Origin of the sequence: Commensalibacter communis, from assembly GCF_947179105.1 — a bacterium.
In the GTDB taxonomy this organism is placed as follows: domain Bacteria; phylum Pseudomonadota; class Alphaproteobacteria; order Acetobacterales; family Acetobacteraceae; genus Commensalibacter; species Commensalibacter communis.
The window spans coordinates 37,711-61,264 of the sequence record NZ_CAMXCK010000002.1 but is presented as its reverse complement, the minus strand read 5'-3'; the positions used below and the strand labels follow the sequence as shown (position 1 = coordinate 61,264).

22 protein-coding genes are annotated in these 23,554 nt (G+C 37.7%); 15 read left to right on the top strand and 7 right to left on the bottom strand.

Translation table 11 applies throughout. From position 1 onward, the window contains the following. Positions 1 to 4 precede the first annotated feature (4 nt). Positions 5 to 997, top strand: a complete 993-nt coding sequence (locus PQG52_RS04890) for a L,D-transpeptidase (RefSeq protein ID WP_271828245.1) — start codon at positions 5 to 7, stop codon at positions 995 to 997. Between the two features lie 286 nt (positions 998 to 1,283). Beyond that, on the top strand, positions 1,284 to 1,511 hold the full coding sequence (locus tag PQG52_RS04885; protein ID WP_271789598.1) for a DUF3126 family protein: 228 nt from the start codon (positions 1,284 to 1,286) through the stop codon (positions 1,509 to 1,511). Between the two features lie 3 nt (positions 1,512 to 1,514). On the opposite strand, the gene PQG52_RS04880 is transcribed toward PQG52_RS04885, so the two are convergent. Further along, positions 1,515 to 2,078, bottom strand: a complete 564-nt coding sequence (locus PQG52_RS04880) for a DUF2939 domain-containing protein (protein ID WP_271828244.1) — start codon at positions 2,076 to 2,078, stop codon at positions 1,515 to 1,517. 227 nt (positions 2,079 to 2,305) lie between these two features. On the opposite strand from PQG52_RS04880, the gene PQG52_RS04875 reads away from it, so the two are divergent. Together PQG52_RS04875 and pyk are read left to right on the top strand one after the other, a co-directional pair. Beyond that, entirely contained in the window at positions 2,306 to 3,133 is an 828-nt protein-coding gene (locus PQG52_RS04875; RefSeq protein WP_271828242.1) for an SH3 domain-containing protein, read from the top strand. A gap of 90 nt (positions 3,134 to 3,223) precedes the next feature. Continuing rightward, the gene (gene pyk, locus PQG52_RS04870) at positions 3,224 to 4,669 is read left to right on the top strand and encodes a pyruvate kinase (protein WP_271828241.1); all 1,446 of its coding nucleotides are present in this window, start codon (positions 3,224 to 3,226) and stop codon (positions 4,667 to 4,669) included. 35 nt (positions 4,670 to 4,704) lie between these two features. Here the strand turns inward: pyk and PQG52_RS04865 are convergent, their stop codons facing one another. From PQG52_RS04865 to PQG52_RS04855, 3 genes are all read right to left on the bottom strand, one after another. Beyond that, positions 4,705 to 6,336: an ATP-binding protein gene (locus tag PQG52_RS04865; protein WP_271828240.1), complete on the bottom strand. Its 1,632-nt coding sequence runs from the start codon at positions 6,334 to 6,336 to the stop codon at positions 4,705 to 4,707. A 420-nt stretch (positions 6,337 to 6,756) separates the two neighbouring features. Further along, positions 6,757 to 7,647, bottom strand: coding sequence for a prephenate dehydrogenase/arogenate dehydrogenase family protein (locus tag PQG52_RS04860; RefSeq protein WP_271828239.1), 891 nt, complete (start codon positions 7,645 to 7,647; stop codon positions 6,757 to 6,759). Positions 7,648 to 7,688: 41 nt separating this feature from the next. Next, the gene (locus PQG52_RS04855) at positions 7,689 to 8,756 is read right to left on the bottom strand and encodes a lysylphosphatidylglycerol synthase domain-containing protein (protein WP_271828237.1); all 1,068 of its coding nucleotides are present in this window, start codon (positions 8,754 to 8,756) and stop codon (positions 7,689 to 7,691) included. A 159-nt stretch (positions 8,757 to 8,915) separates the two neighbouring features. Between PQG52_RS04855 and hpnA the strand changes: the two genes are divergently transcribed. The 9 genes from hpnA to PQG52_RS04810 all read left to right on the top strand — a co-directional run bounded on the left by hpnA (position 8,916) and on the right by PQG52_RS04810 (position 18,725). Then, positions 8,916 to 9,905 (top strand): hopanoid-associated sugar epimerase, encoded by a 990-nt coding sequence (gene hpnA, locus PQG52_RS04850; RefSeq protein WP_271828236.1) that lies wholly within the window; start codon positions 8,916 to 8,918, stop codon positions 9,903 to 9,905. An 83-nt stretch (positions 9,906 to 9,988) separates the two neighbouring features. Further along, positions 9,989 to 11,254: a glycosyltransferase gene (locus PQG52_RS04845; protein ID WP_271828235.1), complete on the top strand. Its 1,266-nt coding sequence runs from the start codon at positions 9,989 to 9,991 to the stop codon at positions 11,252 to 11,254. Next, positions 11,251 to 12,138, top strand: coding sequence for a squalene synthase HpnC (gene hpnC, locus PQG52_RS04840; RefSeq protein WP_271828234.1), 888 nt, complete (start codon positions 11,251 to 11,253; stop codon positions 12,136 to 12,138). The genes PQG52_RS04845 and hpnC overlap by 4 nt, the downstream gene beginning before the upstream one ends. A 145-nt stretch (positions 12,139 to 12,283) precedes the next feature. Further along, positions 12,284 to 13,180: a presqualene diphosphate synthase HpnD gene (gene hpnD / locus PQG52_RS04835; protein WP_271828233.1), complete on the top strand. Its 897-nt coding sequence runs from the start codon at positions 12,284 to 12,286 to the stop codon at positions 13,178 to 13,180. Between the two features lie 10 nt (positions 13,181 to 13,190). Then, on the top strand, positions 13,191 to 14,495 hold the full coding sequence (gene hpnE, locus PQG52_RS04830; protein ID WP_271828232.1) for a hydroxysqualene dehydroxylase HpnE: 1,305 nt from the start codon (positions 13,191 to 13,193) through the stop codon (positions 14,493 to 14,495). Positions 14,496 to 14,579: 84 nt separating this feature from the next. Continuing rightward, a complete protein-coding gene (gene shc / locus PQG52_RS04825) occupies positions 14,580 to 16,544 on the top strand; it encodes a squalene--hopene cyclase (RefSeq protein ID WP_271828230.1) in 1,965 nt (654 codons plus the stop codon). Beyond that, entirely contained in the window at positions 16,545 to 17,210 is a 666-nt protein-coding gene (locus PQG52_RS04820; protein WP_271828229.1) for a phosphorylase family protein, read from the top strand. A gap of 227 nt (positions 17,211 to 17,437) precedes the next feature. Continuing rightward, a complete protein-coding gene (locus PQG52_RS04815) occupies positions 17,438 to 17,704 on the top strand; it encodes a hypothetical protein (protein WP_271828228.1) in 267 nt (88 codons plus the stop codon). A 577-nt stretch (positions 17,705 to 18,281) separates the two neighbouring features. Continuing rightward, the gene (locus PQG52_RS04810) at positions 18,282 to 18,725 is read left to right on the top strand and encodes a hypothetical protein (RefSeq protein WP_271828227.1); all 444 of its coding nucleotides are present in this window, start codon (positions 18,282 to 18,284) and stop codon (positions 18,723 to 18,725) included. A gap of 179 nt (positions 18,726 to 18,904) precedes the next feature. Here the strand turns inward: PQG52_RS04810 and PQG52_RS04805 are convergent, their stop codons facing one another. Together PQG52_RS04805 and PQG52_RS04800 are read right to left on the bottom strand one after the other, a co-directional pair. Then, on the bottom strand, positions 18,905 to 19,462 hold the full coding sequence (locus PQG52_RS04805) for an LOG family protein (RefSeq protein ID WP_271828226.1): 558 nt from the start codon (positions 19,460 to 19,462) through the stop codon (positions 18,905 to 18,907). 4 nt (positions 19,463 to 19,466) lie between these two features. Continuing rightward, the gene (locus PQG52_RS04800; RefSeq protein ID WP_271828225.1) at positions 19,467 to 20,705 is read right to left on the bottom strand and encodes an MFS transporter; all 1,239 of its coding nucleotides are present in this window, start codon (positions 20,703 to 20,705) and stop codon (positions 19,467 to 19,469) included. Positions 20,706 to 20,818: 113 nt separating this feature from the next. Between PQG52_RS04800 and PQG52_RS04795 the strand changes: the two genes are divergently transcribed. Next, positions 20,819 to 22,210 carry a M20/M25/M40 family metallo-hydrolase gene (locus PQG52_RS04795; RefSeq protein ID WP_408869540.1) on the top strand — a complete coding sequence of 464 codons (1,392 nt, stop codon included), beginning with the start codon at positions 20,819 to 20,821 and terminating at the stop codon, positions 22,208 to 22,210. On the opposite strand, the gene PQG52_RS04790 is transcribed toward PQG52_RS04795, so the two are convergent. Further along, positions 22,205 to 22,948, bottom strand: coding sequence for a methylenetetrahydrofolate reductase (locus tag PQG52_RS04790; protein WP_271828222.1), 744 nt, complete (start codon positions 22,946 to 22,948; stop codon positions 22,205 to 22,207). The two genes, PQG52_RS04795 and PQG52_RS04790, sit on opposite strands and share 6 nt — an antisense overlap. A gap of 116 nt (positions 22,949 to 23,064) precedes the next feature. Here PQG52_RS04790 and PQG52_RS04785 point away from each other — a divergent pair, with 116 nt between their 5' ends. Then, positions 23,065 to 23,523 (top strand): lytic transglycosylase domain-containing protein, encoded by a 459-nt coding sequence (locus PQG52_RS04785; RefSeq protein WP_271828221.1) that lies wholly within the window; start codon positions 23,065 to 23,067, stop codon positions 23,521 to 23,523. Positions 23,524 to 23,554 lie beyond the last annotated feature (31 nt).

Sequence of the window (23,554 nt, the reverse complement as noted above, 5' to 3'; positions counted from 1 at the left end):
AGGAATGAAGCTCAACCGTATTGCTGTCAGTGTGATTGGCGTTCTGGCCGTATTGACACAAATACAATCTCAAGCAGTTCCTACTTCATTTGATATAAGAGACGATATTAAGGGGTTAGAGGATACGAGTGGTTTACCATCATATACCCCGATTCCTGACCCTCATGCAGATCGTTCTTACGTGCATTTTTATAATTTGGCAGAGACGTCTTTATTTAAAAAAGAGCATGAGTTACATGGTTTGCCGCCTCTGCCTTCTTTGACACAAGAAGAAGCATATCAAGAGGCAGCAAGATTGACAGTATTGTTAAAGAAAACGGTTCCAAATGCACTGACTTATTCTGCGGAACGAAATAAAAAATGGGTTCAACTGGCTCAAGATGAAATGGATCGCAAAGGTCCCCCTGTGAAAAGAGCACAGTTATTAATTGTTGTTGATCGTAATCCCAAAGTTCAAGAATTATGCTTTATACTGGCATTCCCGAAAGGGCAAGGGGAGTGGAAGGCATTGGGGGGAGGAAAGGTTTCAACGGGGAATACTGGGCGTAAATTATACTATATTACCCCAACAGGTGTTTTTTATAATACTGTCGAACGTATTGGTTATCGAGCATTAGGAACCAAAAATAAAAATGGCATTCGCGGGAATGGTATTAAAGGAATGCGCGTTTGGGATTTTGGATGGCAATGGGCAGAGAAAGGTTGGTTGCCAAACCGAGAAAAAGGACAAATTCGCTTGGAAATGCATGCGACAGATCCTGACTATTTAGAGCAACGTCTGGGTAAACCAGCATCAGAAGGATGTGTAAGGCTTGCAACAAAAATGAACGAGTTTATCGATCATAATGGTATTATCGATGCTTTATACACCCAAGCTGCTCAAAAAGATAAAAGGTTCAGTTCCGTTTTATCTAAAAAAATCCGATTTACGCCATTGGCTGGGGATAAACTAGTTGTCGTTGATTCTTCTCATTTTGAAGATTCTCAACGAAGTTAATATTACTGGAATAGGGTGATAAAGAGGATTGTTAATACGGATGGTTATATTTAACAAACAATCATTATCTAAATTCTATTTCAAAATTATTAAATAATAGTATTGAAAATAAACAATACAGATCTAAATAAAATAATTATTAATCTATTGTAATGAGATTAGAAATAATAGGTCTTTTTCAAAATTGTTTGGTTAATAAATAACAATTTAATGGTATAGACTTGGCAAAAGATTGTTTTGTATAAGCTACATTTATCAGTAGCAATGATTTAGAGGAGAATATAATATGCCTATACAAACGAAAGAAGCTGAAGCATTAGAGAAATATTTACAAAAAAAATTGGAAAGCTCTTGCCTGAAGATTGTTCTACCTAAACGTGTTGGACAACCCGTTGAATTATGTGTTCAAAAGGGTAAAACATCAGAATCTATTGGGACGATTTACCGTGATGAAGATGAAGGCGAGGTTTCTTATGCAATTTCGTTAACGATTTTAGAAGAAGATTTGGAATAAAATTTATTTCAAGTCAGATTGTTGGAAAAGTTGGAAAGTAAGTTCTTCTGAAAATTTAAAAGAAGTTACTTTCCATTTCCAATTTTGCAAATGCAATGTCATTTTAATATAATTTTTTTCTTGCCCTGGAATTAAAATGTCAGCTTGTAATGAAAATGGGGATATAAAATGAATATGAGTGGACATAAAAGAGCGTAATAATGTTCTAATGGTAGAAGAGTTTTCGATTGAATTATCCTGTTTGATATGATTGATAAATTTAGCAAGATTATCTGGTGTTAGATTTAAATCGACCGCATTTGAAATAGCCGTTGTCGCAAATGAATTTCCAAAATCTGGCAGATCGTCTTGGGATGTAGGAGCATTTTGAATCGATTTTGTTAAATCTGATTGTAAATTTGTTTTAATGGATTGCCAGTCCAAATATGTTATTAATTGTGGCGTATTATGGGTCTGAATTGCTTTGTAAATGGACCATAATGTCGTGTATGGGTATATAATATAAAGGCCGCCTAAAAAAAGAAGTATAAAAATTAACTTCCATTTTCTCAAAAATGAAACAAACATTTAATATTCCTTTGCGATAAAATAATCAGATGGCGATTTGGTTATATGAATATATAACAATCTGAATAGCATATATTTTCAATAGATAGTGGGGAATATAATTGCTATAAAGAATCTTTAGAAGTCATATTAACATTAGCTGCATTTTATATTACTAATATAAGGAGCTATAAATTATTTATTTAAATTTTAAAATAAAAATGTATATCTTTGAAAGATAGGATCATATGAACTATTGTTTTTCTGAATTGTCTATACCTTATCGTTGGACAAAATACAAAACGACTACCGCTTTTATATTAACTTTGTTGGCTGGTGGTGTCTTTTTTCCTATTTCTGGATATGCACAAGGGTCACAAGAAAAACAATATCCGCCCAGTGCAACTGCTCCTGCTCCTATCCCTACACAACCATTAGCACCGCAGAATGGCGCTTTACCTGCTGTCAGTGGAACGGGACAAATTCTCCCTTCTGCTACTGATAATGGGGAAAAAGGGGCTGTATCTGGTAAACCTTTGCCTTATTTTTTGTCGTTAAGGGCTGATGAAGTCAACATGCGCGCTGGACCAGGGGCACGTTATCCAATTAGTTGGACATATCATCGTCGCAATATGCCCGTCAAAGTCACACGAGAATTCGACATTTGGCGTTTAGTAGAAGATGCTGATGGTCAAAAAGGTTGGATTCAACAAGCTATTTTATCTGGCGGTCGTTCTTTTATCATAACTGGCGAGCCTTTGTCTGTAGGCCAAGAAGTGGCCGATCAAAGCAAGGATAAAGATAAAAAGAAAAGTGAGCATATGGACAGCCGTATTGTTGGTTATATTGCGGATGCGCAATCAGTCCAGCCAGGTAAAAATAGTATTATTGTGAGATCGGAACCAAAAGATAGTGCTACAGCGATTGCCGTCTTAAAGCCAGGCGTTGTGGGCAGTATTAAATCATGTCCTGCAGGATCAGAATGGTGTAATATTGCAATTAAGGGATATAATGGTTGGATACCACGAAATAGCTTTTGGGGAACAACACCTCAAGAAGTCATTGAAGGCCATTAAGGCATTTTAGAATCAATTTTTATCGATGTTTATTGTTACAAACGAAATAACTTTGATTTATTCATTTAGAATATAAAGGAATTACATATTATGGAAGACAAAGCTAGTTTATTAAGAGGTCGTCGTACCAAAATTGTTTCTACTTTGGGGCCAGCATCCTCTACCAAAGAAATGATTCAGACATTATTTTTTGCTGGCGTTGATGTTTTTCGCTTGAATTTTTCCCATGGAACCCACGAAGAACAAGCAGCACGATATCATATTATTCGTGAACTTGAAAAAGAAACAGGTAAAGTGATCGGTGTTCTTGCCGATATCCAAGGGCCAAAATTACGCGTTGGTAATTTTGCAGACGGTAAAGTTATCTTAAAAACTGGTGCATCATTTCGCATGGATTTAGATAAAACTTTAGGTAATGAAGAGCGTGTTTGCTTACCTCACCCAGAGATTATTAACAGTGCTGAACCTGGATGTCGTTTACTGCTTGATGATGGCAAATTATGCTTAATTGTTCGCAAAGTTGGCAAAGATTTCCTTGAAACCGAGGTTCTCGTTGGTGGTCCATTGTCTAATCATAAAGGGGTCAACGTTCCCGATATGATTTTACCAATTCCTGCTTTAACAGAAAAAGATCACAAAGATCTTAAGTTTGCATTGGAACTCGGGGTCGATTTTATTGGTCTTTCCTTCGTGCAACGTCCAGAAGATGTTCAAGAGGCCAAAGATATTTCCAATGGTCGTGCATGGATTGTGACCAAAATGGAAAAACCACAAGCAATGCAAAATATTGATGCTATCCTTGAATTAACGGATGGTGTGATGGTTGCTCGTGGTGATCTTGGGGTGGAAATGCCTCCAGAAGAAGTGCCATTGGCTCAGATTAAGATCATTCGCAAAGCACGCCAATTGGGTAAACCTGTAATTGTTGCTACCCAAATGTTAGAAAGTATGATTTCATCTCCAACGCCAACACGTGCAGAAGCATCCGATATTGCAACTGCAGTTTTTGAGGGGGCAGATGCGGTAATGCTTTCTGCTGAAAGTGCTGCTGGACAATATCCTAAAGAAGCTGTCATGATTATGGATCGTATCATTAGTCGTGTTGAAAAAGACGAAGAATGGCGTAAATTGATGGAAGCAACGCGTGAACAACCACATAACAATGTGGCAGATGCGATTGTTGCTGCTGCTCAAAAGATTTGCAACACCTTGGAAACCCCAGCTGTTGTTGCATTTACGCGTAGAGGGAAAACAGCACAACGTATGTCCAGAGAACGCCCTGATTCAATGATTTTTGGGGTTACTCCGACCTTGGAATCTGCTAGAAAGCTTGCTCTGGTTTGGGGGATTCATCCTTACCACTCCATTACTGTTGATAATCCAGCATGTTCTGTCGAAGACATGGTAGCAGAGGCATCACGTATTGTTCAAAGTTATCAGGTCGTTACAAAGGGCGATCATATGGTTGTTATTGCAGGTATGCCGTTTGGTCAAGCAGGCAGTACGAATTTAATTCGTGTGGTTGATATTCAGTAATTAATTATTTTAAAGAGAGATATTTTTATCTCTCTTTATGAAATTAAATGATTTTTAGAATCTTCAATAGCTTTGATACATTCTGCAAGCACGGTATGGGTTATGGGCTTGCGAATGATAAAATTTTGTTCGCGAATAAATGAATCAAATATGATGGGTATTTCTTCATATCCTGTAATAAATAAAATAGGGAGTTGAGGATAACTTGTCTTAATAGTTGATAAAAAATCCGTAGGTGTATTGGGTAAAATACGGGTATCAATTGCCACAAAGTTGAATTGACTATTACTTTTGAGTAAAGTAAAGGTTTCTTTGGTTGTTTGGGCAATAGTCATTGAATATCCTAAGTCTTTTAGGTTTTCACTAAGCAACATACATAGATGATTATTCTGTGAAATAAGCAATGTTTTAAGTAAGTTAGCTTTCATAGGATTGCTATTCAATTTGTGTATGGTCATCGAATTATAGTGTCGAGGCAAAAAAAGACTAACTGTCGTTCCTGCTTTTGGATTAGAATCAATGGTTAAATGTCCTTTGGACTGTTTGGTAAAGCCATAAGCCATCGATAACCCAAGGCCAGCTCGTTTTCCCAAAGGTTTAGTCGTAAAAAATGGGTCTGTTGCTCTGTTAATAATATCAGGAGACATTCCAATCCCGTTATCTTGTACGACAATACTAATATATTCTCCGTGATTAACAAATTTCCGAAGAGGATGTGACGGTGTAATGATAACATTATGGGTTTCTATAGTAATTTTACCATTTGACGAATGAATGGCTTCGCAGGCATTTTGAAAGATATGCAAAATCGCATTTTTTAAATGTTCTGGATCACAAAAAACAGACCAGATATCAGCTTCTAGCTGAATTTGTAAGTTAATATGTTCCTTGATATGATCCTTGCCTTCTTTGATACAATTTTGAAAAGTATCTAATAAAGCCTGTATCGTGTGATTAGGATCTACGATATGAGGTGTTAAAATTTGTCTTCTTGAAAATGAAAGAAGCTGATGGGTAATTTCAGTGGCTTGCGTTGCAGCTTTTTGGGCAGCGTGAATATAACGAGGTAATAAATTAGCTTTATTTTGTTCAATACGCATTTGCATTAGTTCTAGGTTACCAATAATACCAGCCAGTAACGTATTAAAGTCGTGCGCTAATCCACCGATAAGTTGTTCAATTGTTTGAGTGGGTGAAGTGGTTGATAAACTTGATTCTGTAACAATACTTAACATGCCTTGAACTTGATTTTGGTCTCCAAGAATTGGATTGTAAGTTACTTCGATTTGAGTTGGTGTCGAATGCCGAAGGGGTGTGCCAGGAATTTGATAATTGCTTGTATATCGAATGGTTTCTTTTTGATAGACAGCGCTGACAACTTGGTTGAAATGAGCTTTACGTTCTGGCCATATATTGATTAATGGTCTGCCCAGCAAAGCAGGATGTTTCGTGCCGATTAATTTTGCATAAGCATCATTATATAAAGCAATATTTTCCCTTCCCCAATAAATAATCATAGGTGAAGACGTATTGAGAACCAATGATAATATTGCTTGTAGGTTTAGTGGCCAAGAATCCTGTGAACCTAATATGGTATTGTTCCAATCAAAGCTGCTGATAAGTTGCTTGACGGTTAATATTTCTGAAGTTGGAACGGATTCTGTCATTACGACACCTTGCGTATTTTACATCATCAAAGAATATAGGGTTGATTAGTTATTATTATATCTGTTTTTATTATATTTGAAACTCTGTCTGTCAATAACGTGATCTGCTTTTAACTGAAATCCCAGCTTCTAGATAATTTTTAAAAATAGTAGGCAAAGTAGCAATATTTTAATCGTTTTTAAATATTTCGATCAGATCAGTATTCTTGGATATAGTATTTGTGAAATTTCTTGGAGAACGCCCGATTTTGTTTTTACAATCTGGGTTTACTCCACGTTGTAATAGATATTATGTAATATAACAATGTTCTCTCAGGTTAAGGTAAGCTGTCCATAAGAGACCGTTGCCATATTGATTCACAATGTCTAAATCAGCCTTTTGTCTATAATTTTTGTAGTGAGTGTAGCTTGGTGAATAGATTATTGCACTTGTTTGTTTTCGATCAAAGATTTACGAATGCGACGACCTTTTTGAATGGTTTCTGTGATATATTCTTCATCTTTCCATCGGATAGCTTTTGCCATGGCTTGGGCATCTTCTGTAAAGCGTGCCAACATTTCCAATATGGCTTCACGATTATTGATGAAAACATCTCGCCACATCGTTGGATCAGACGACGCAACCCTGGTAAAGTCTCTGAAACCAGAGGCAGCATAGTCAAGCACTTCAGACCTTGTTTCTTCTTCTAAACTATCGGCAGTATTACAGATTGTAAAGGCAATCAGATGCGGTAAATGGCTGACGATAGCACAGACCTTATCGTGATGCTGGATTGAAAGGATACGTGTATTCGACCCCATATCTTTCCAAAAAGCAATGATTTTATCAGTAGCTTCCTGCGTTGTGCTAGGGATGGGGGTAATCAAACACCATCGATTTTCAAATAACGTATCAAAACCAGCATCCGGACCGGAGAATTCCGTTCCTGCCATAGGATGTGCAGGAACAAAGACAATATCGGGTGTAAGATGGGGCTCAATAGCAGCAATGACAGAAGCTTTGGTAGACCCCGTATCAGTCAATATTGCTCCTTTTTTCATGTAAGGAACAATTCGTTTGGTAACCTCTTCCATCGCGCCAACAGGAATGGATAAAATAACGCAATCGGCATTTTCAACTGCGGTTTTTGGGTCAAAACAAACTTCATCTGCGATTTGCAGTTCTTGAACATGCTTACAAACATCTGGATTATTATCATAGGCAACGGTATGGGTTGCGATAGAACGATCTTTTTGGATACGCCTTAAAATAGAAGAACCGATTAGACCTGGCCCAATAACGGTAACGCGGTGAAAGAGAGGAGTGTTCATGATATATGATCAATTTGAAAAGTGAAAACAAAGAAAATGGATTAATTGGAAGTGATGTTGAGCTCGGTATCTTTTTGAGGATTTTGACGTAAATATCGAATTTCGCCGATCTGCCACAATAGTAAGGTTGGGATACCAATGATTAAATCACGTGCACGGCGTAAGATCGATAGCCCAAAAGATAAAGAAGGATCAATTCCAAAAATCGTTCCGATAATAACATAAGCACCTTCTTGTATTCCTACACTGGCAGGAACTAAAAATCCAATAGAAAGAACCACGCAAACAAGGGCTTCAATGGTAATGGCTTCAAGCAAGGTAATATTCGTCCCTAGGAAATGATAGCACATCCACGTTCCTATACCACTGCCAACCCATCCAATAAAATGGATCGTACAACTATAAACTACTCGTTTTGGGTGCGCCCAGATTTGGTCTAGTGCTTCTTGTAAAGAATCTGCGCTTGAAACAATTTTTCCGCTCCATTGTTGGGCAATATTAGAGCTTAGTCCATTGACTATTTTACGAAAGAAAAGATTGCCTTGTCTTTGTGTCCAAATAAAAGGAACTAACCCAAAAATTAGCAATAGCACCCCAAAAATGATAAACCATTTAAGGTTGATTTGTGCGCCCAAAAGATGGATATCTTGTAATTGTGTATGATACCCTCCGACGAGCAAGATTGTGATGCCAATGATAATAAACACAACTTGTCCCAATGTTTCCGTTGTAATATCAACAATGTTGGAACTGATCCCCTGAGCGGTGGATAGCGTCGGTGGGTTTTTAATATAACGATAGCCTTTAAAACAAACGGCACGTACTCCCAGCACGATCCCACCAATTTGTGAAAAGGGCAAACATGTAGCAGCAGCTTCTCTGAGGTTTCTTGCCCAAAAAAGTCTTATGATCCCCAGTTCTGGGCAGATGCAATGCCATGCCCAGCTTAACACGACAATAATCAATAACTGCCATAGACATAATAGGAGAAGTCTGTCTAATCCAATAGAAAATACAGATTTAAAGATACTATCCGCACCTATCCAAGCAGCACCAGCAATAATGAGGCTGAGCCCCAGAAAAAATAAAATTATTGAAATTTTTTTCAAAGTAGACCGTGCATCTTTTATATAGAGTAGTTATTATTGCGTTTAATGGAATACATAGTAATTATATATAAAATTGATTACAATATTCTTTAACGTATTATTCAATAACAGATTCAACGTTATATGTGAAATTTTTATATTTTTTGATCGGGGGGTTTTATGGTTACCTCAACTTTCGTTACCGGGGTTACAGGTTTTGTTGGTTCAGCTGTTGCAAGAAAATTGGTTGAAAGAGGCCATCATTTAAGAGTATTGACCCGCCCCAATAGTAACAAAGCCAATTTACAAGGACTGGATGCAACAGTTGTTGAGGGTGATTTATTAAACCCAGAGGCTTTTGAAGAGTCTTTAAGAGGATGCAAATATCTTTTTCACGTTGCTGCAGATTATCGTTTATGGGTTCCTGATCCTGCTCAAATGATAAAGATTAATGTAGAGGGTACTCGTCGTTTAATGTTGGCGGCTCAAAGGGCAGGGGTTGAAAAAATTGTATATTGCTCGTCTGTTGCGGCTTTAGGATTGGTTGGTGATGGCAGCATTGCGGATGAAACAACACCAGTGCATAAGATTATTGGAATTTACAAACAATCAAAATATGAAGCTGAACAAGCTGTTTTAAAACTGATTCAAGAAAATCAACTGCCTGCGGTCATTGTGAATCCATCCACGCCTATTGGCCCAAGAGATATCAAACCAACCCCCACAGGGCAAATGATTTTGGATTGCACCAGAGGGAAAATGCCAGCTTATGTGGATACGGGGCTAAATATTGTCCATGTGGATGATGTGGCCGAGGGGCATTTATTGGCTTTGGAAAAAGGCGTGATTGGTGAAAAATATATTCTTGGCGGAGAAAATATGTCTCTGCGAGATTTTTTTGCGATGACCTCTAAGATTGCGAACGTCAGACCACCGTTGATGCGTTTAAACCAAAAATTGATTTGGCCTGTGGCGATTGCTTCAGAGTGGATGGCTAATCGCTTTGGCATACAACCACGCGTAACTCGTGAAATGTTATTGATGTCTTATAAAAAAATGTTTTTCTCTTCTGCAAAGGCTGAAAGGGAACTTGGATATCGTCATCGTCCCGCTCATGAGGCAATCAAAGATGCCGTCGATTGGTTTCGCCAACAAGGATATGTGCGTTAAAAAATATTGAATGAGAAGTTAAAAGAATGACGTAATTTTTTAGAACAGATATTCGAATATAGAATAGTAGATTAAGAGTATTTATGATGATGATCGTTGCAATATGTTCTTTTATTATTTGGATTTGGTTATTTCTATTTCACGGGCGTTTTTGGCACAGAGAGCCAATTTTATATCCTTATTCAAAATCAATAATCGATTCGATAGAAGAATGGCCAGATGTATTTGTTATTATCCCTGCACGTGATGAGGCCGAGACAATAGAGCGTGTCGCCCATTCTTTGTTACATCAAGATTATTTAGGGCGATATAAAGTCTTAGTCGTTGATGATGCGAGTACTGATCATACAGGCGATATTGTTAGAGCTTATCAAAAAAGCTTACCTTCTGCATTTCAAAATCGATTAGAAGTGATTGAAACCGCTTTGCGTCCTGCAGGATGGAGTGGTAAATTATGGGCACTATCCACAGGTATAGATTATATTAAGCAGCAATATTCTACCGAAAATACATTTTTCTTTTTTACTGATGCTGATATTGAACATGATTCTTCTCATCTCACCACATTAGTTCATAAAGCATTGGTCGATCAATTGGATCAAGTTTCTGAAATGGTTCAACTAAGATGTGAAAATATTTATGAAAAAACCTTTATTCCAGCCTTTGTTTATTTCTTTTGCATGCTATATCCTTTTGCTCAAGTAAATAAAAAAAGCTCTTCAGTCGCAGCCGGAGCAGGCGGAACAGTTTTACTTCGCAGCGAAATGCTTGAGAAAATAGGTGGAATTGCTGCTTTAAAGTCTGCGCTGATTGATGACGTTACGTTGGCAAGTTTTGTTAAACAAAATGGCGGTAATATTTATCTCGGGCATAGCAGTCTTGCACGTTCACTGCGACCTTATGAGCTATTAAGTGATATTTGGAATATGATTACCAGAACGGCTTATGTGCAATTACGCTATTCTGTGCCGCTTCTTTTATTAACAATTCTTTTAATGTCTTTGATGTGGTTTGCACCATTTATACTCATGATAACAACGCATGGGTTAACGCAACATTTTGCAATCGCTACATATTGTATTTCGATTGGTTCATTTATTCCTACGTTATCCAGATTTCGTTTGTCATATTTATGGATATTTGCACTTCCATTGATTGCTTTGTTTTATTTACTGGCAACAATTGGATCAGCAATGAATTATTACCGTGGCACAGGAATGATGTGGAAAGGCAGGTCATATACAGATCCAGCGATCGGAGTGGATAAAAAAGAGTTACATATTCAACTATCAGATATGGTAAGCTCTGATCAAATTCAACAAACCAATGCACAAAGTGATAATAAATGATGGCTTCTCAACCAAGTAAATCGACCTTATATGATTCTTCAGTTTGGGGAGAAGAAGACGTTTCTTCTGGAAAAGCGGCTAAAGACGAAAATTTCCCCGTAGGTTCTTTATTAATTAGCCGGCAACTCAGACCCCATGTCCAAGCCTATTATGATTTTGCAAGAGTCATTGATGATATAGCGGATTCTGAAACCCTGACCCCAGAAGAGAAGATTAATCGATTAAATGGAATGGAAGCGGTTTTATGTAAAGACGTTCCCGCGCCAGATCGGTCTGATGTTTGGACGGCGCGGCGTTTACATAACAGCTTCATTGAAAAAGGTGTTTCTTTTGATACGGCAACGGATTTGATTATTGCTTTTCGTCAAGATGCAGTCAAAACTCGATATAAAACATTAGATGAATTGGTAAATTATTGTCGTTATTCTGCTAATCCTGTCGGGCATTTTTTGTTAAAATTACATAAAGAAGGGCCAGATACGATACCAGCTTCTGATGCGCTATGCACATCTTTGCAAATTTTGAATCATTTGCAAGATTGTAAAACGGATTTAATAAAACTAGATCGTTGCTATATTCCGTCTGATTTAATGCAAGAATATCAAGTGACTATTGATGATATATTGGCTGATAAAACCAGTTTTCCTTTGCGGAAAATATTTAATAGATTGCTGGATTATATTGATGCATTAAATAAAGAAGCAGAAGATTTGCCTCGTCTGACACGTGATCGGCGTTTACGTTTAGAATCTGCAGTGATTGTTTATTTGGCTAAATTTTTGACCCAACGGTTAAGAACAGAGGATCCCTTGGCAGGGCGTGTAAAGCTCAGCAAAAAGGATGTTTTATGTTCTACTTTGAAATCTTTTCGTCATTTTATGTAAAAATATGTGATATGTCGGATACCATTCACCTGTATCTAATTAGAAAAAAAAGATATATAGCTGAAGGTTGTATATTTATTAGTAACTTGGTATTTGTGACATTTATTGAATTTTGTCATACAAAAGAAAGGTCGGATCAGACATTATGCGTAAGCCGTTAGCTGAAGCTGCACAGATTATGGGGTGCAGCGAACTTGATTTGACTTATGTAGAAAATATTGTTTGCAAATCAAAGACCTCTTTTGCTGCTGGAATGCAGGTTTTATCACCAGAGCGTCGTTATGGTATGTATGCGCTCTATAGCTTTTGTCGTATTGTTGATGATATTGCGGATGAAGAGGGCGATATTTCAACAAAGCGGCGTTTATTACAAGAGTGGCGCGATAAAATGCCTCGTCTATATGATGGGCATTCAGAAGACGCAGTTGAGAAAGTTTTATTAGCAACGATCCAACGATTTAGCCTGAAACAACAAGATTTTATTGATATTATTGATGGCATGGAAATGGATGTAGAGCATCCTATTGTTGCCCCAGATGAAAAGACGTTGGATCTTTATTGTGATCGTGTTGCCTCGGCCGTTGGTCGCCTAGCCGTATGTATTTTTGGTGATAGTTCGAATTCCGCTCAAGAAGTTGCTTATCATTTAGGCAGAGCCCTACAATTAACAAATGTTTTACGTGATATTAAAGAAGATGCTGAACGGGGTCGCTTATATTTACCTAAAGAATTATTAGAACGGTTTCGTTTACCCTTAGAACCAAAAAAATGTATCAATCATCCTGGTGTGGATCAAGTTTGTAATATTTTGGCTTATAGAGCTGCCGATCATTATAAATTAGCTCGTCGATTTACAGCACAATGTAGTCAAAAGTCGCTGCGGCCTGCAACGATTATGGCGATTACTTACGGGTATGTATTGATTAAACAAAGAAAATTAGGTTGGAAGCAACCTTTTCAAAGAGCTTCTTTATCAATATTTGAAAAAGTTGCAGTAACGGGCATTGGCTTGCTGGTCAGCTTTATTGGATTGAAGAGATAGATATTTCATAATGGCAAAAAAACATATTCATATTATTGGTGGTGGACTAGCAGGTTTATCTGCTGCGGTTTCTTTATCTCAACGATCTGATGCTCAGGTTATTTTATACGAAAGTAGCCCTTGTTTAGGGGGTAGAGCCCGCTCTTTTTATGACGCTCAATTAGATCGAACCATTGATAATGGGAATCATTTAATTTTGTCAGGAAATGAGGCTGTTTTTAAATATCTACGGATGATTGATGCAACCAATAGTTTGATTGGGTCGGGATATCCGTTATTTCCATTTGTTGATTTAGAAGTTGGAAAACGTTGGGATTTATTACTTTCCAAAGGGAGTTTTCCTTGGTGGTTATTTTTTGCAAAACATCGTGTTCCTGATTTTAAATTTCCAGAATTATTTGCATTATGGAAGTTTTTAAAAGCAGACACCCAACAAACGGTTGCTGATTGTTTGGTGAATGGACAATTTGCCCGTCGCTTATTAAAACCTTTTGCGGTTTCGGCTTTGAATACGTCTTGTGATGCAGGTAGTGCTTTGTTGCTTGGGTCAGTGATGCGCCAATCTTTGATGAAGGGTGGTAAAGCCTGTATTCCATATTTTCCGAAAGAAGGTCTATCGGAAACATTTGTACAACCTGCAATCTCTTTAATTAGCTTGCAGGGTGGTAAAATTCATACAAAATCACGCCTTTCAGAATTGCATGTTGAAGAGGGTAAAATTGATTATTTTGTGATGAATAATGATAAAATTGAGGTGGGTCCTGATGATAGTGTTATTTTGGCACTGAATGCACACGTTGCAGAGCAAATATTGGGTACAGTATGTCCAAAAGTAAAAGTACCGAATCAATTTGAAAGTATATTAAACCTACACTATGCGGTTGATCCTGACTTGCGAGTGAAGGGTAGTATAGATAAAGCCAAATTTGTGGGTGTCATTGGTGGTATTAGTGAATGGATATTTGTCAAACCAGGCGTAATTTCTATTACAGTAAGTGCAGCAAATCGTTTTATGGGATGTCAGCCTGAGAATTTAGCCTCTTTGATTTGGCAAGAGGTCAAAGAAGTTTTATCTCCTGTGGTAGAAACAGCTTTACCCGAGGAAATCCCTAATCATCGTCTTTTGTGGGAAAAGCGAGCGAGCTTTGTTGCGACAGTAGAGCAAAATCATCGCCGTCCGTCCTGTTATACGCCATATCACAATTTATTTTTAGCAGGTGATTGGGTTGCAACAGGGTTGCCAGCCACAATCGAAGGAGCTATTCGTTCTGGATTTGGAGCCGCGGAAGCTATTTTTTCTTCTCAGCCCCTCTAAGAAACGATATTATTACTCTCAAAGAGGATAAATATTTATCCAAAAATACTTTGTATTGTATCAATAAAAAGGAAATATTTGATTATGCTTGACCATGTTGACTCTTTGGAAAATACGATTAAGGACGAAGCATTAGATCATGCTATTTTACAAGCACAAAATATATTGGCAGATCGTCAAAATGACGATGGACATTGGGTCTTTGAATTAGAAGCAGATGCAACTATCCCCGCTGAATATGTTTTATTAGAACATTTTCTTGATCGTATTGATACAGAGTTAGAAGAAAAAATTGGGGTCTATTTACGTCGTATTCAAGGCGATCATGGGGGATGGCCTCTTTATTATGGTGGGAATTTTAATATTTCAGCTTCGGTGAAAGCCTATTTTGCGCTCAAAGCGATTGGTGATGATATCGATGCCCCTCATATGAGGCGTGCAAGAACGGCAATTTTAGCACATGGTGGAGCCGAAGCATCCAATGTTTTCACACGCACCCAGCTGGCTTTGTTTGGTGAAGTTCCTTGGCATGCAACCCCTGCAATGCCAGTGGAGTTGATGTTAATGCCAAAATGGGCGTTATTTTCTGTATGGAATATGTCTTATTGGTCCAGAACCGTTATTGCGCCTTTAGTTTTGTTGGTTTCGTTGAAGGGCAGAGCCGTTAATCGTCATAATATTCATGTGCAAGAACTTTTTGTAACGCCTCCAGATCAAATTAAAGAATGGATCAAAGGACCATTTCGTTCTCAGTGGGGATATTTATTTAAATATCTTGACAAAGTCGTTCGTCCTGCCGAAAAAATATTTCCATCTTGTTTACGTAAATATGCTCAAAAAAAGACAGTGGAATTCATTGAAAAACGCCTTAATGGTGAAGATGGATTAGGCGCGATTTATCCTGCAATGGCTAATACTGTGATGTCATTTCGTTGCATGGGTATGCGTGATGATGATCCTCGGGCAGCAATTGCTTGGGAATCAGTTAGAAAATTGATGGTCGTTAAAGACGACGAAGCCTACTGCCAGCCTTGTGTATCACCAATTTGGGATACCGCGTTGACAGGACATGCAATGTTCGAAACAGCCTCTGGTATTCGCGCTGCTGATCGTGAAAAAACAGTGCAAAAGCTTGCTAAGGCAACAGAGTGGTTAAAAGATCGCCAAATTCTGGATGTCAAAGGGGATTGGGCGATTAATTGTCCTGATGTGGCGCCTGGTGGTTGGGCATTTCAGTATCGCAATGACTATTATCCAGATGTTGATGATACAGCCGTAGTGGGAATGCTGCTTCATCGACAAGGCAACCCTGAACATCAGGAATCTATCGAACGTGCACGCCAATGGATTATTGGAATGCAAAGTTCTAATGGTGGCTGGGGTGCTTTTGATATTGATAATAACAAAATGCTGTTGAATCACATTCCGTTTTCCGATCATGGTGCTTTGCTTGATCCACCAACAGTGGACGTGGCGGCCCGTTGTATTTCTTTCCTTGCACAATTAGGCCATCCAGAGGATAAACCAGTTATTGATCGTGGTATTCAATATCTGCGCGATGAACAAGAAAAATTTGGTGCGTGGTTTGGTCGTTGGGGAACAAATTATATTTATGGAACGTGGTCTGCATTATGTGCGTTCAATGCTGTCGGCATTTCTGAAGAAGATCCTGCGGTTAAAAAAGCGGTTGATTGGTTGCTTTGTGTGCAACGCCCTGATGGGGGTTGGGGTGAAAGCGAAGAATCTTACGAAGGTGCAACTCCTGGTCAGCATCATACCAGTCTTCCCTCTCAAACAGCATGGGCTTTACTGGGACTGATGGCAGCAAAGCAACATCAACACCCAGCAGTGCAAAAAGGTATTCGATGGTTGATGGAAAATCAAGAAGCTGATGGTCAGTGGAATGAAGATCCTTATAATGCTGTTGGATTTCCAAGAGTTTTCTATTTGCGTTATCATGGATATCGTCAATTTTTTCCATTATTTGCTTTGTCACGTTATCGGAATTTACAATCCAGTAACATAGGTAAAGTCGAGGTAGGATTTTAAATGCAACAACGTATCGGCGTTTTGGTTGGGATGCAATCAGAGGCGAAATTAGCTCGTCATTTGTATCCTGCGGCTATAGAGGCAAGTGGGGCAACAAAAGAAGGGGCAAAAATCGCTTTGAATCGTTTGATTATGGCAAATGTTACTTCGATTGTTTCTTTTGGTTTTGCCGCAGGTTTGGATCCATTAATCAAAGCCGGTACTATTTTGTTACCTAATGTTATTCATGTAAATGGAAAAGATTATGTTTCAGACCCAGCTTTGCGGTTGAAACTAGGTGCGGAAAAGTCCAAAATTAAAGTCGGTGCTTTGTTACATAGTGATGAAATCATAACCGCTTCTGCTGAAAAGCAAGAGCTTTTTTGCAAGACGGGCTGTGTGGCACTTGATATGGAAAGCGGTATTGTTGCGCAATATTGTGAAGATCACCAAATCCCCTTTGCTGTTTTAAGAGTTGTTTGTGACTCGGCAGCAAGGGATTTACCACCTCTTGCTTGTATGGCTTTGTCCCATGATGGCAATTTAAATAGAATTCAAATGGCAAAAAGTCTGTTGTCAAATCCAGGCCAGATCGCTGGGCTAATTAAACTTGGTATAGATGCTGGGGTTGCTTACGCACAATTAAATAGTTTTGTGCATCATAAAAATATGTTTGAGGGTATTTGATTCATTAAAGGTTTCATTGTTCGAAACAAACCTCTACGTTGATAATTTTTTAATCGCAATTATTAACGTAGAGGTTTATAATGATATATGACGCAATCATCATTGGTGGTGGTTTTACAGGATTATCTTTAGCTCAGTAATTGTTGCAAGAAATCCCCATATTCCTATTTGTATAATCCATGAAAGCCAGTTTCCGCACGAACAAAGTTTCTTTTAAAGTTGGGGAGGTGACAATTGAGATTGGAGCATATTATCTAAGAAAAATATTTGGCGCTAAGTATGTCGATCAAGAATATTTTCTTAAAATGGGAATGCGATTTATTAATACCGATGGCGATTCATATAAAGAGATGGGTATTAGCTCATTTCCATTTCAGAGTTCTTATCAATTTGAACGGGGACGTCTTGAAAATGATGCTTTTAATCAATCAAAGATAGAGTGGAAATTTTACAAAATACACGCTTTATTAAAGTTGAAGAAGAGAGCACATTAAAAATATTTATGTAGTTGAATTAGGAAAAGAGAAAAGAAAATTATAGACAAAGTGGTTAATTGATGCCTCTGGTATGAAAAGAGTTTTAACTCAAAAATACGGTCTATCTGTTAAGCATCCTTTACCGAATTCATCAGTTTGGTTTCGGGTCGATTGAGCGGTACTAGTTAATGAGATTTATCCTGTGGACATACCTGATGCGTTTTATGGTATCGATAGAAGCGTGAGTTCTTAACATATAGATGGTAAAGGATATTGGATCTGGGTTTTACGTTTGTCAGAAAGTAAAACTAGCATAGGTACAGCTTTTGGTAAAAATATATATCAGTGGGATGAGTTGTCGACTTTAGAGAAAACATAGGAATGGCTTTAATGTTATGAGCCAACTTTTTATAATTATTTAAAACAAAAAAATCCTATTTTTGATTTTAAGTATTTAAGAAAATATGCATGTATATCTTCATATTGTATATCAGAAAATCGAACGGCATTATCTGGTGATGCCTTTGCATTTATTGATCCTGTATATTCTGGCGGACCTGATATAATTTGTATTACTAATACATGCATCGTAGATGTGATTGCAAAAGATATGAAAGGGATTGATAACGCACAAGAGACCGCGTTCTACAATCATCTTTTAAAAGAGTATTTGAGTGTTTTTTCGGTATGTTTTGATAATATGTACGAAAACAAACATAATTGGTACTATATATTTATAAAACATATGGCAGATTCTGCAATGTATTTTGGAGTGGTATGCTCTTTTATTATAAATAATTGGTTACATGATTTTGACAGAGCACATGGAACTTGGGGACTAGTTTGTCAGATTTTTGAGGCTTATAAAGAGGTTCTTGTATTTATTAATAAAAAGGATTTGACCCAATATGACATACCAGATCGCTTAAACATAACAGGATTACTCTTTGCATCGATTAACTCTAATGTGTTAAGTCCAAGAGAAAATATAGATGAAGTTATTCGTTTGTTAAACGACAATTTGACTATTATGAAATAAATTTTAAAATATCTCTCGCAAGATTAAAAATTTATTGGAATTGTATCGTCGCTAAAAGCTCCATGAAAAAGAAAATTGGAACGATTGGCGATATAAAGATTTTTTAACAAAGTAAACTAAATTTTCGTGATGGATGATCATAATCTTTAGCAAATGGATTATGATCAAGTTAAATTAGCTTAGTCAAATAATTCTTGTAAACGATTTAAAGTGGTTGGCACATCTTGAATAAGTTCGAATAGATTTAAGATGCCAGCATCAGCGAACCCTTGATCGACTATTGCTTTTAGTTGATTACAAACTTGTTCTGCCCAATTTTCAATATTGACAATGATAATGGGTTTATTGTGCAGATGTAGTTGTTTCCAGGTTAATATTTCAAAAAACTCGTCAAAAGTTCCGATACCGCCTGGCAGGCACAAAAATGCATCTGCTTCTTGGTATAAGATTTCTTTTCTTTTATGCATATCTTGGGTGACGATAAGATCTTGAACGCGGGAATGTTCCCCTTCTTTTTTTTGTAAAAATTTGGGGATGATGCCTTTTACGGCGCCGTTTAGATCGATGACAGTATTGGAAACAGCGCCCATAATACCGACATTTCCACCTCCAAAAACAAGACGAATGTTATTTTGCACCAAGCCTTTTCCAAGATCTTTGCCAGCTTGTTCAAAAGCTGGATTATTACCCAGATGAGACCCACAAAAAACTGTGACAGAATGTGTATATGTAGACATTAATTTAACTTTTTATAATGTGATTTTGATTAGATGCTGTCAGGTTACGATATTTTGATTGATAGTGCAAAATATAGGTTAATATTGTTCCTGCACAGGTGAAAATAGCAGCGCTTAGGAACAACCAGTAATATCCCCAATGAAATAAGATAAATCCTAATAATGGTCCTGCGATAAAGAGAGCGATATCAAGAAAAAGACCAAAACATGCCAAAGCGGATCCTCGGTTTTCTGCACCGACTGTGGCAATAGCAATAATGCCTAGAGCAGGAAAAATCAGTGAAAATCCACAACCAGTCAATCCAGCACCAATATATGTTCCGATAATAGAGTGGCTAAATGCAATGAAACATAGTCCTATTGTCTCAATACTCAAGGAAACAATAGAGACCATATATCCACCATATTTATGAATAGCATTTTTAAAAATAAAACGAATGAAAACAAAACATATTCCAAAAAGAGTAATGACATAACCAGAACCGTTCCATCCATTAAATACAAAATAAAGTGCCATAAACGCTTGAATACTGCCAAAACCAACGGTTGCTAGCCCAAGACCTGAACCAGTAGGTAACACGCGCATAAAAACTGTGGTGAAAGGAAGCGGAGGAATAGTCGACGGGGTGGGAGCAATATTAGAATAAGTAGATGCAAGCACAGCACCCACGCCAGCAAGAACGATTGTGACAATAGCAATCGTGGTTAGTCCACCAAAATGACCCGGAAGGTTTAATAAAAAGATACCTAATGGTGCCCCAATCGCCATTCCTCCATAAGAAGTCACCCCGTTCCAAGAAATAACATGCGTTGCATTTTCTATTCCTGTTCGACTGATGTTCCAAAGATTAGTTCCCGTTGAGGCCCAGCTTTCAGAGGCACCTATACATAATCGCCCGAGGATAATAATAAGTAATGTTACTATTGGAAAGGTTGTAAATAACGTTGAAATAAGGGTAAAGATACCACCAATAGCACTGACACATAATCCGATAATGACTGAACTTTTTGCCCCTTTGGTGTCAATCCATCTACCTGCACTTGGTCGCGTCAGAAATGTGCCAATATAAGCCACAGATACGGCCATTCCAGCAATAACAGAATTATAGTGGAGGGACTGATGCACGAATACTGATATCGCGGTAAAGAACATACCGACATTGATGTAACAAATCAGATTAAATATTACAACAGCGAGAATTTTTAATGTAATTGGGCTGGGTTTAAGGCTATTGATAGGCATTATGTGAGAGTACAGTTCTTAATTTAAAAATCCTGTCCGTGGTAAAGATAGATTTTTCTTATTTTTGGAAAATGATTATAATCATAAAATGGTTGTATGGATAAAGAAAGGAAATATTTTTGCAAACAATTTTAGGATCTGTTGATCGAGGACTATCTGAATCGTTAGAAAAATTATTTGAATTATTAAAAATTCCTAGCATTTCAGCCGACCCTACTTATGCACATGAATGTCGCAATGCAGCCAATTGGTTAAAAGAATATCTAACGTCTTTCAACTTTGTCACACGCATTTGTGAAACAGAAGGACATCCTATTATCCTTGCACAAGAGCTTTCGGCAACGAATGCGCCACATATTTTATTTTATGGTCACTATGATGTTCAGCCTGTTGATCCGATTGCATTGTGGAAAATTCCTCCTTTCGAACCATGTATGCTTAAAGGTAATTTAGGACAAGATGTGATTCATGGCCGAGGATCCTCCGATGATAAAGGACAAATATTAACGTTCTTAGAAGCATGTCGTGCAATTTATACAGAAACGGGTCAGTTCCCTGTTCGGATTACGGTGCTTTTGGAAGGTGAAGAAGAAAGTGGTGGAGAACACCTGCCAGCTTTTCTAGCTGAACAAAAACAACATTTACATCCTGATATGGCCTTTATTTGCGATACGGATATGGCAACAGCAGATGTGCCTGCAATCACCGCAATGGTGAGAGGATTAGTTGGTGAAGAAGTAACGATTTACGCTGCTAATAGAGATTTACATTCAGGGATTTATGGTAATGCTGCACGTAACCCTATTCAAGTTTTGTCTGAAATCATTACAGCGTTAAGAGACGATCAAGGTCGTGTCACCATTCCAGAATTTTACGAAGGCGTGCCAGAAATTCCTTCTGAAATTAGAGCAAAGTGGCAGGAAATTGGTAAAACGGATGCAGCGCTTTTATCCCCTATTGGGTTAAAAGAGTCTGCGGGTGAACAGGCTTTTAATGCCATTGAGCAAACATGGTGTCGTCCATCGTGTGAAATTAATGGGATCAGTGGTGGCTATCAAGGTGCAGGATTCAAAACCGTTATTCCAGCAAAAGCGTCTGCCAAGATTTCTTTTCGGTTAGTAGGACACCAAGATCCTATTAAAATTAGAAAGAATTTCCGCGATTTTGTGTCTGTTCTTATTCCTCAAGATTGCCGAGTTGAATTTGAATCTCATGGTGCGTCAAGAGCTGGCATGGTGTCGCTAGAGGGTGCTATTTTGGGAGCGGTTTGTCAGGCTTTACAAGACGAATGGGGTTGCGAAACAGCCATTGTTGGTAGTGGTGGTGCCATTCCTGTCGTGAATGATTTACAACGTGAATTTGGGATTGAATCGTTCTTAGTAGGGTTTGCAAATGCTGATGATTGCATTCACTCCCCCAATGAAAAATATAATTTACGTTCTTTTCATAAGGGGATACGGTCTTGGGTGCGTATTTTGTATGCGCTACAATCCGCTAAACTATAAAAAAACATCCATCAAGGGGGGTAAATATTTCTCAAGTTTAACCCGTAATGGCATTAAATAAGTATTGCTATTGGTTTGTTTGATTAATTGCAATGCACGCTTGGCGAAAGCGATGTTGGCTTCTAATGTTGGTTCAAAATGATGTGGAAAAATAACACGATTGGTGACTTCCCAATAAGATTTCGATTTTGGGCCAACAACGGGTGACAATCCCCAAAATACATTTTTATCATGTAGCCAATCCATGCAAAGTTCTAGCATCTTTTCATCAAAAATAGGTTGTGTAAAAAAACCTGTTGCTCCCGCTGCTTCTTTAGATTGGATATATTCCAATTCTTCTTTAGGAGAGCGACGGTATGGGTCAAATGCAGCATATAAAGTAAGATGGGGCAGTTCTTTTTGATAGCGACGTAAGATCATTTCCGTTGTATTGGGATATGTTACTTTATGGAGGTCTGCTGGTGGATCACCTTGAATAACCAATATTTCTTCGAGGTTCGACTGATTATATCCTGGTAATGGCGCATTGGGGTCAATATCAATGGCTCTGATATGAGGAATTGTATTTGGATATAAAGGATACGTAATATCAAAAGCCTCCCAACTTCGTAAAGGGAAACGCATCAGATCAGGAATATTAATGGTATCTGCGACGGAAAAATATTCCTTGATATTATTCATATCGAGCGTCAAGCTATCTTTATCTCGAGGGATGAGTTCGATTGAAATGCGTGTCATTTTTTATCCTTTATTGTTTGATATATAGTATAAAGATTTAATAATGACTGCAAGTCATCGTAACACAGTTTATGTTCAATTTTACGATGACAGTAAATTAAAATAATAGGTTATTTATGGTTGCCCCGTATCTTCAATGTATGGTGATGGTGTCGTCTTTTCATCATCTGCCACCCAATGTTCTGCCATCAATACAGCGTGTTGAGGGCGGTGCACCTGGTATTGTTTCGAACAATAAAAATGGAACACAAGATTTAGGTGTGATGCAAATTAATACACGATGGATAGAGCCATTACGACGCACAACAGGCGAAACTGGAGATATAATTTATAAAAGGTTAAAAGAAGATAGTTGCTATAATATTGCTGTGGCGGGGGCAATTATGAAGTTGTATTTAAAAGAAACGAACGGCGATTTAATGCAAGCGATTGGTAATTATCACTCTCATACACCCTCTTTGAATAATCAATATAAGTTAAAAATTATAAATGCGTCTTATCAAACTAGTGGTTCTGATGTTCCTTTGGGAAAACATTTGTCGCCTTACCAAAAACGTTTATTAAAAGCAAAATAGAAATCAAATAGGTATCATCATCGTAAAAAAA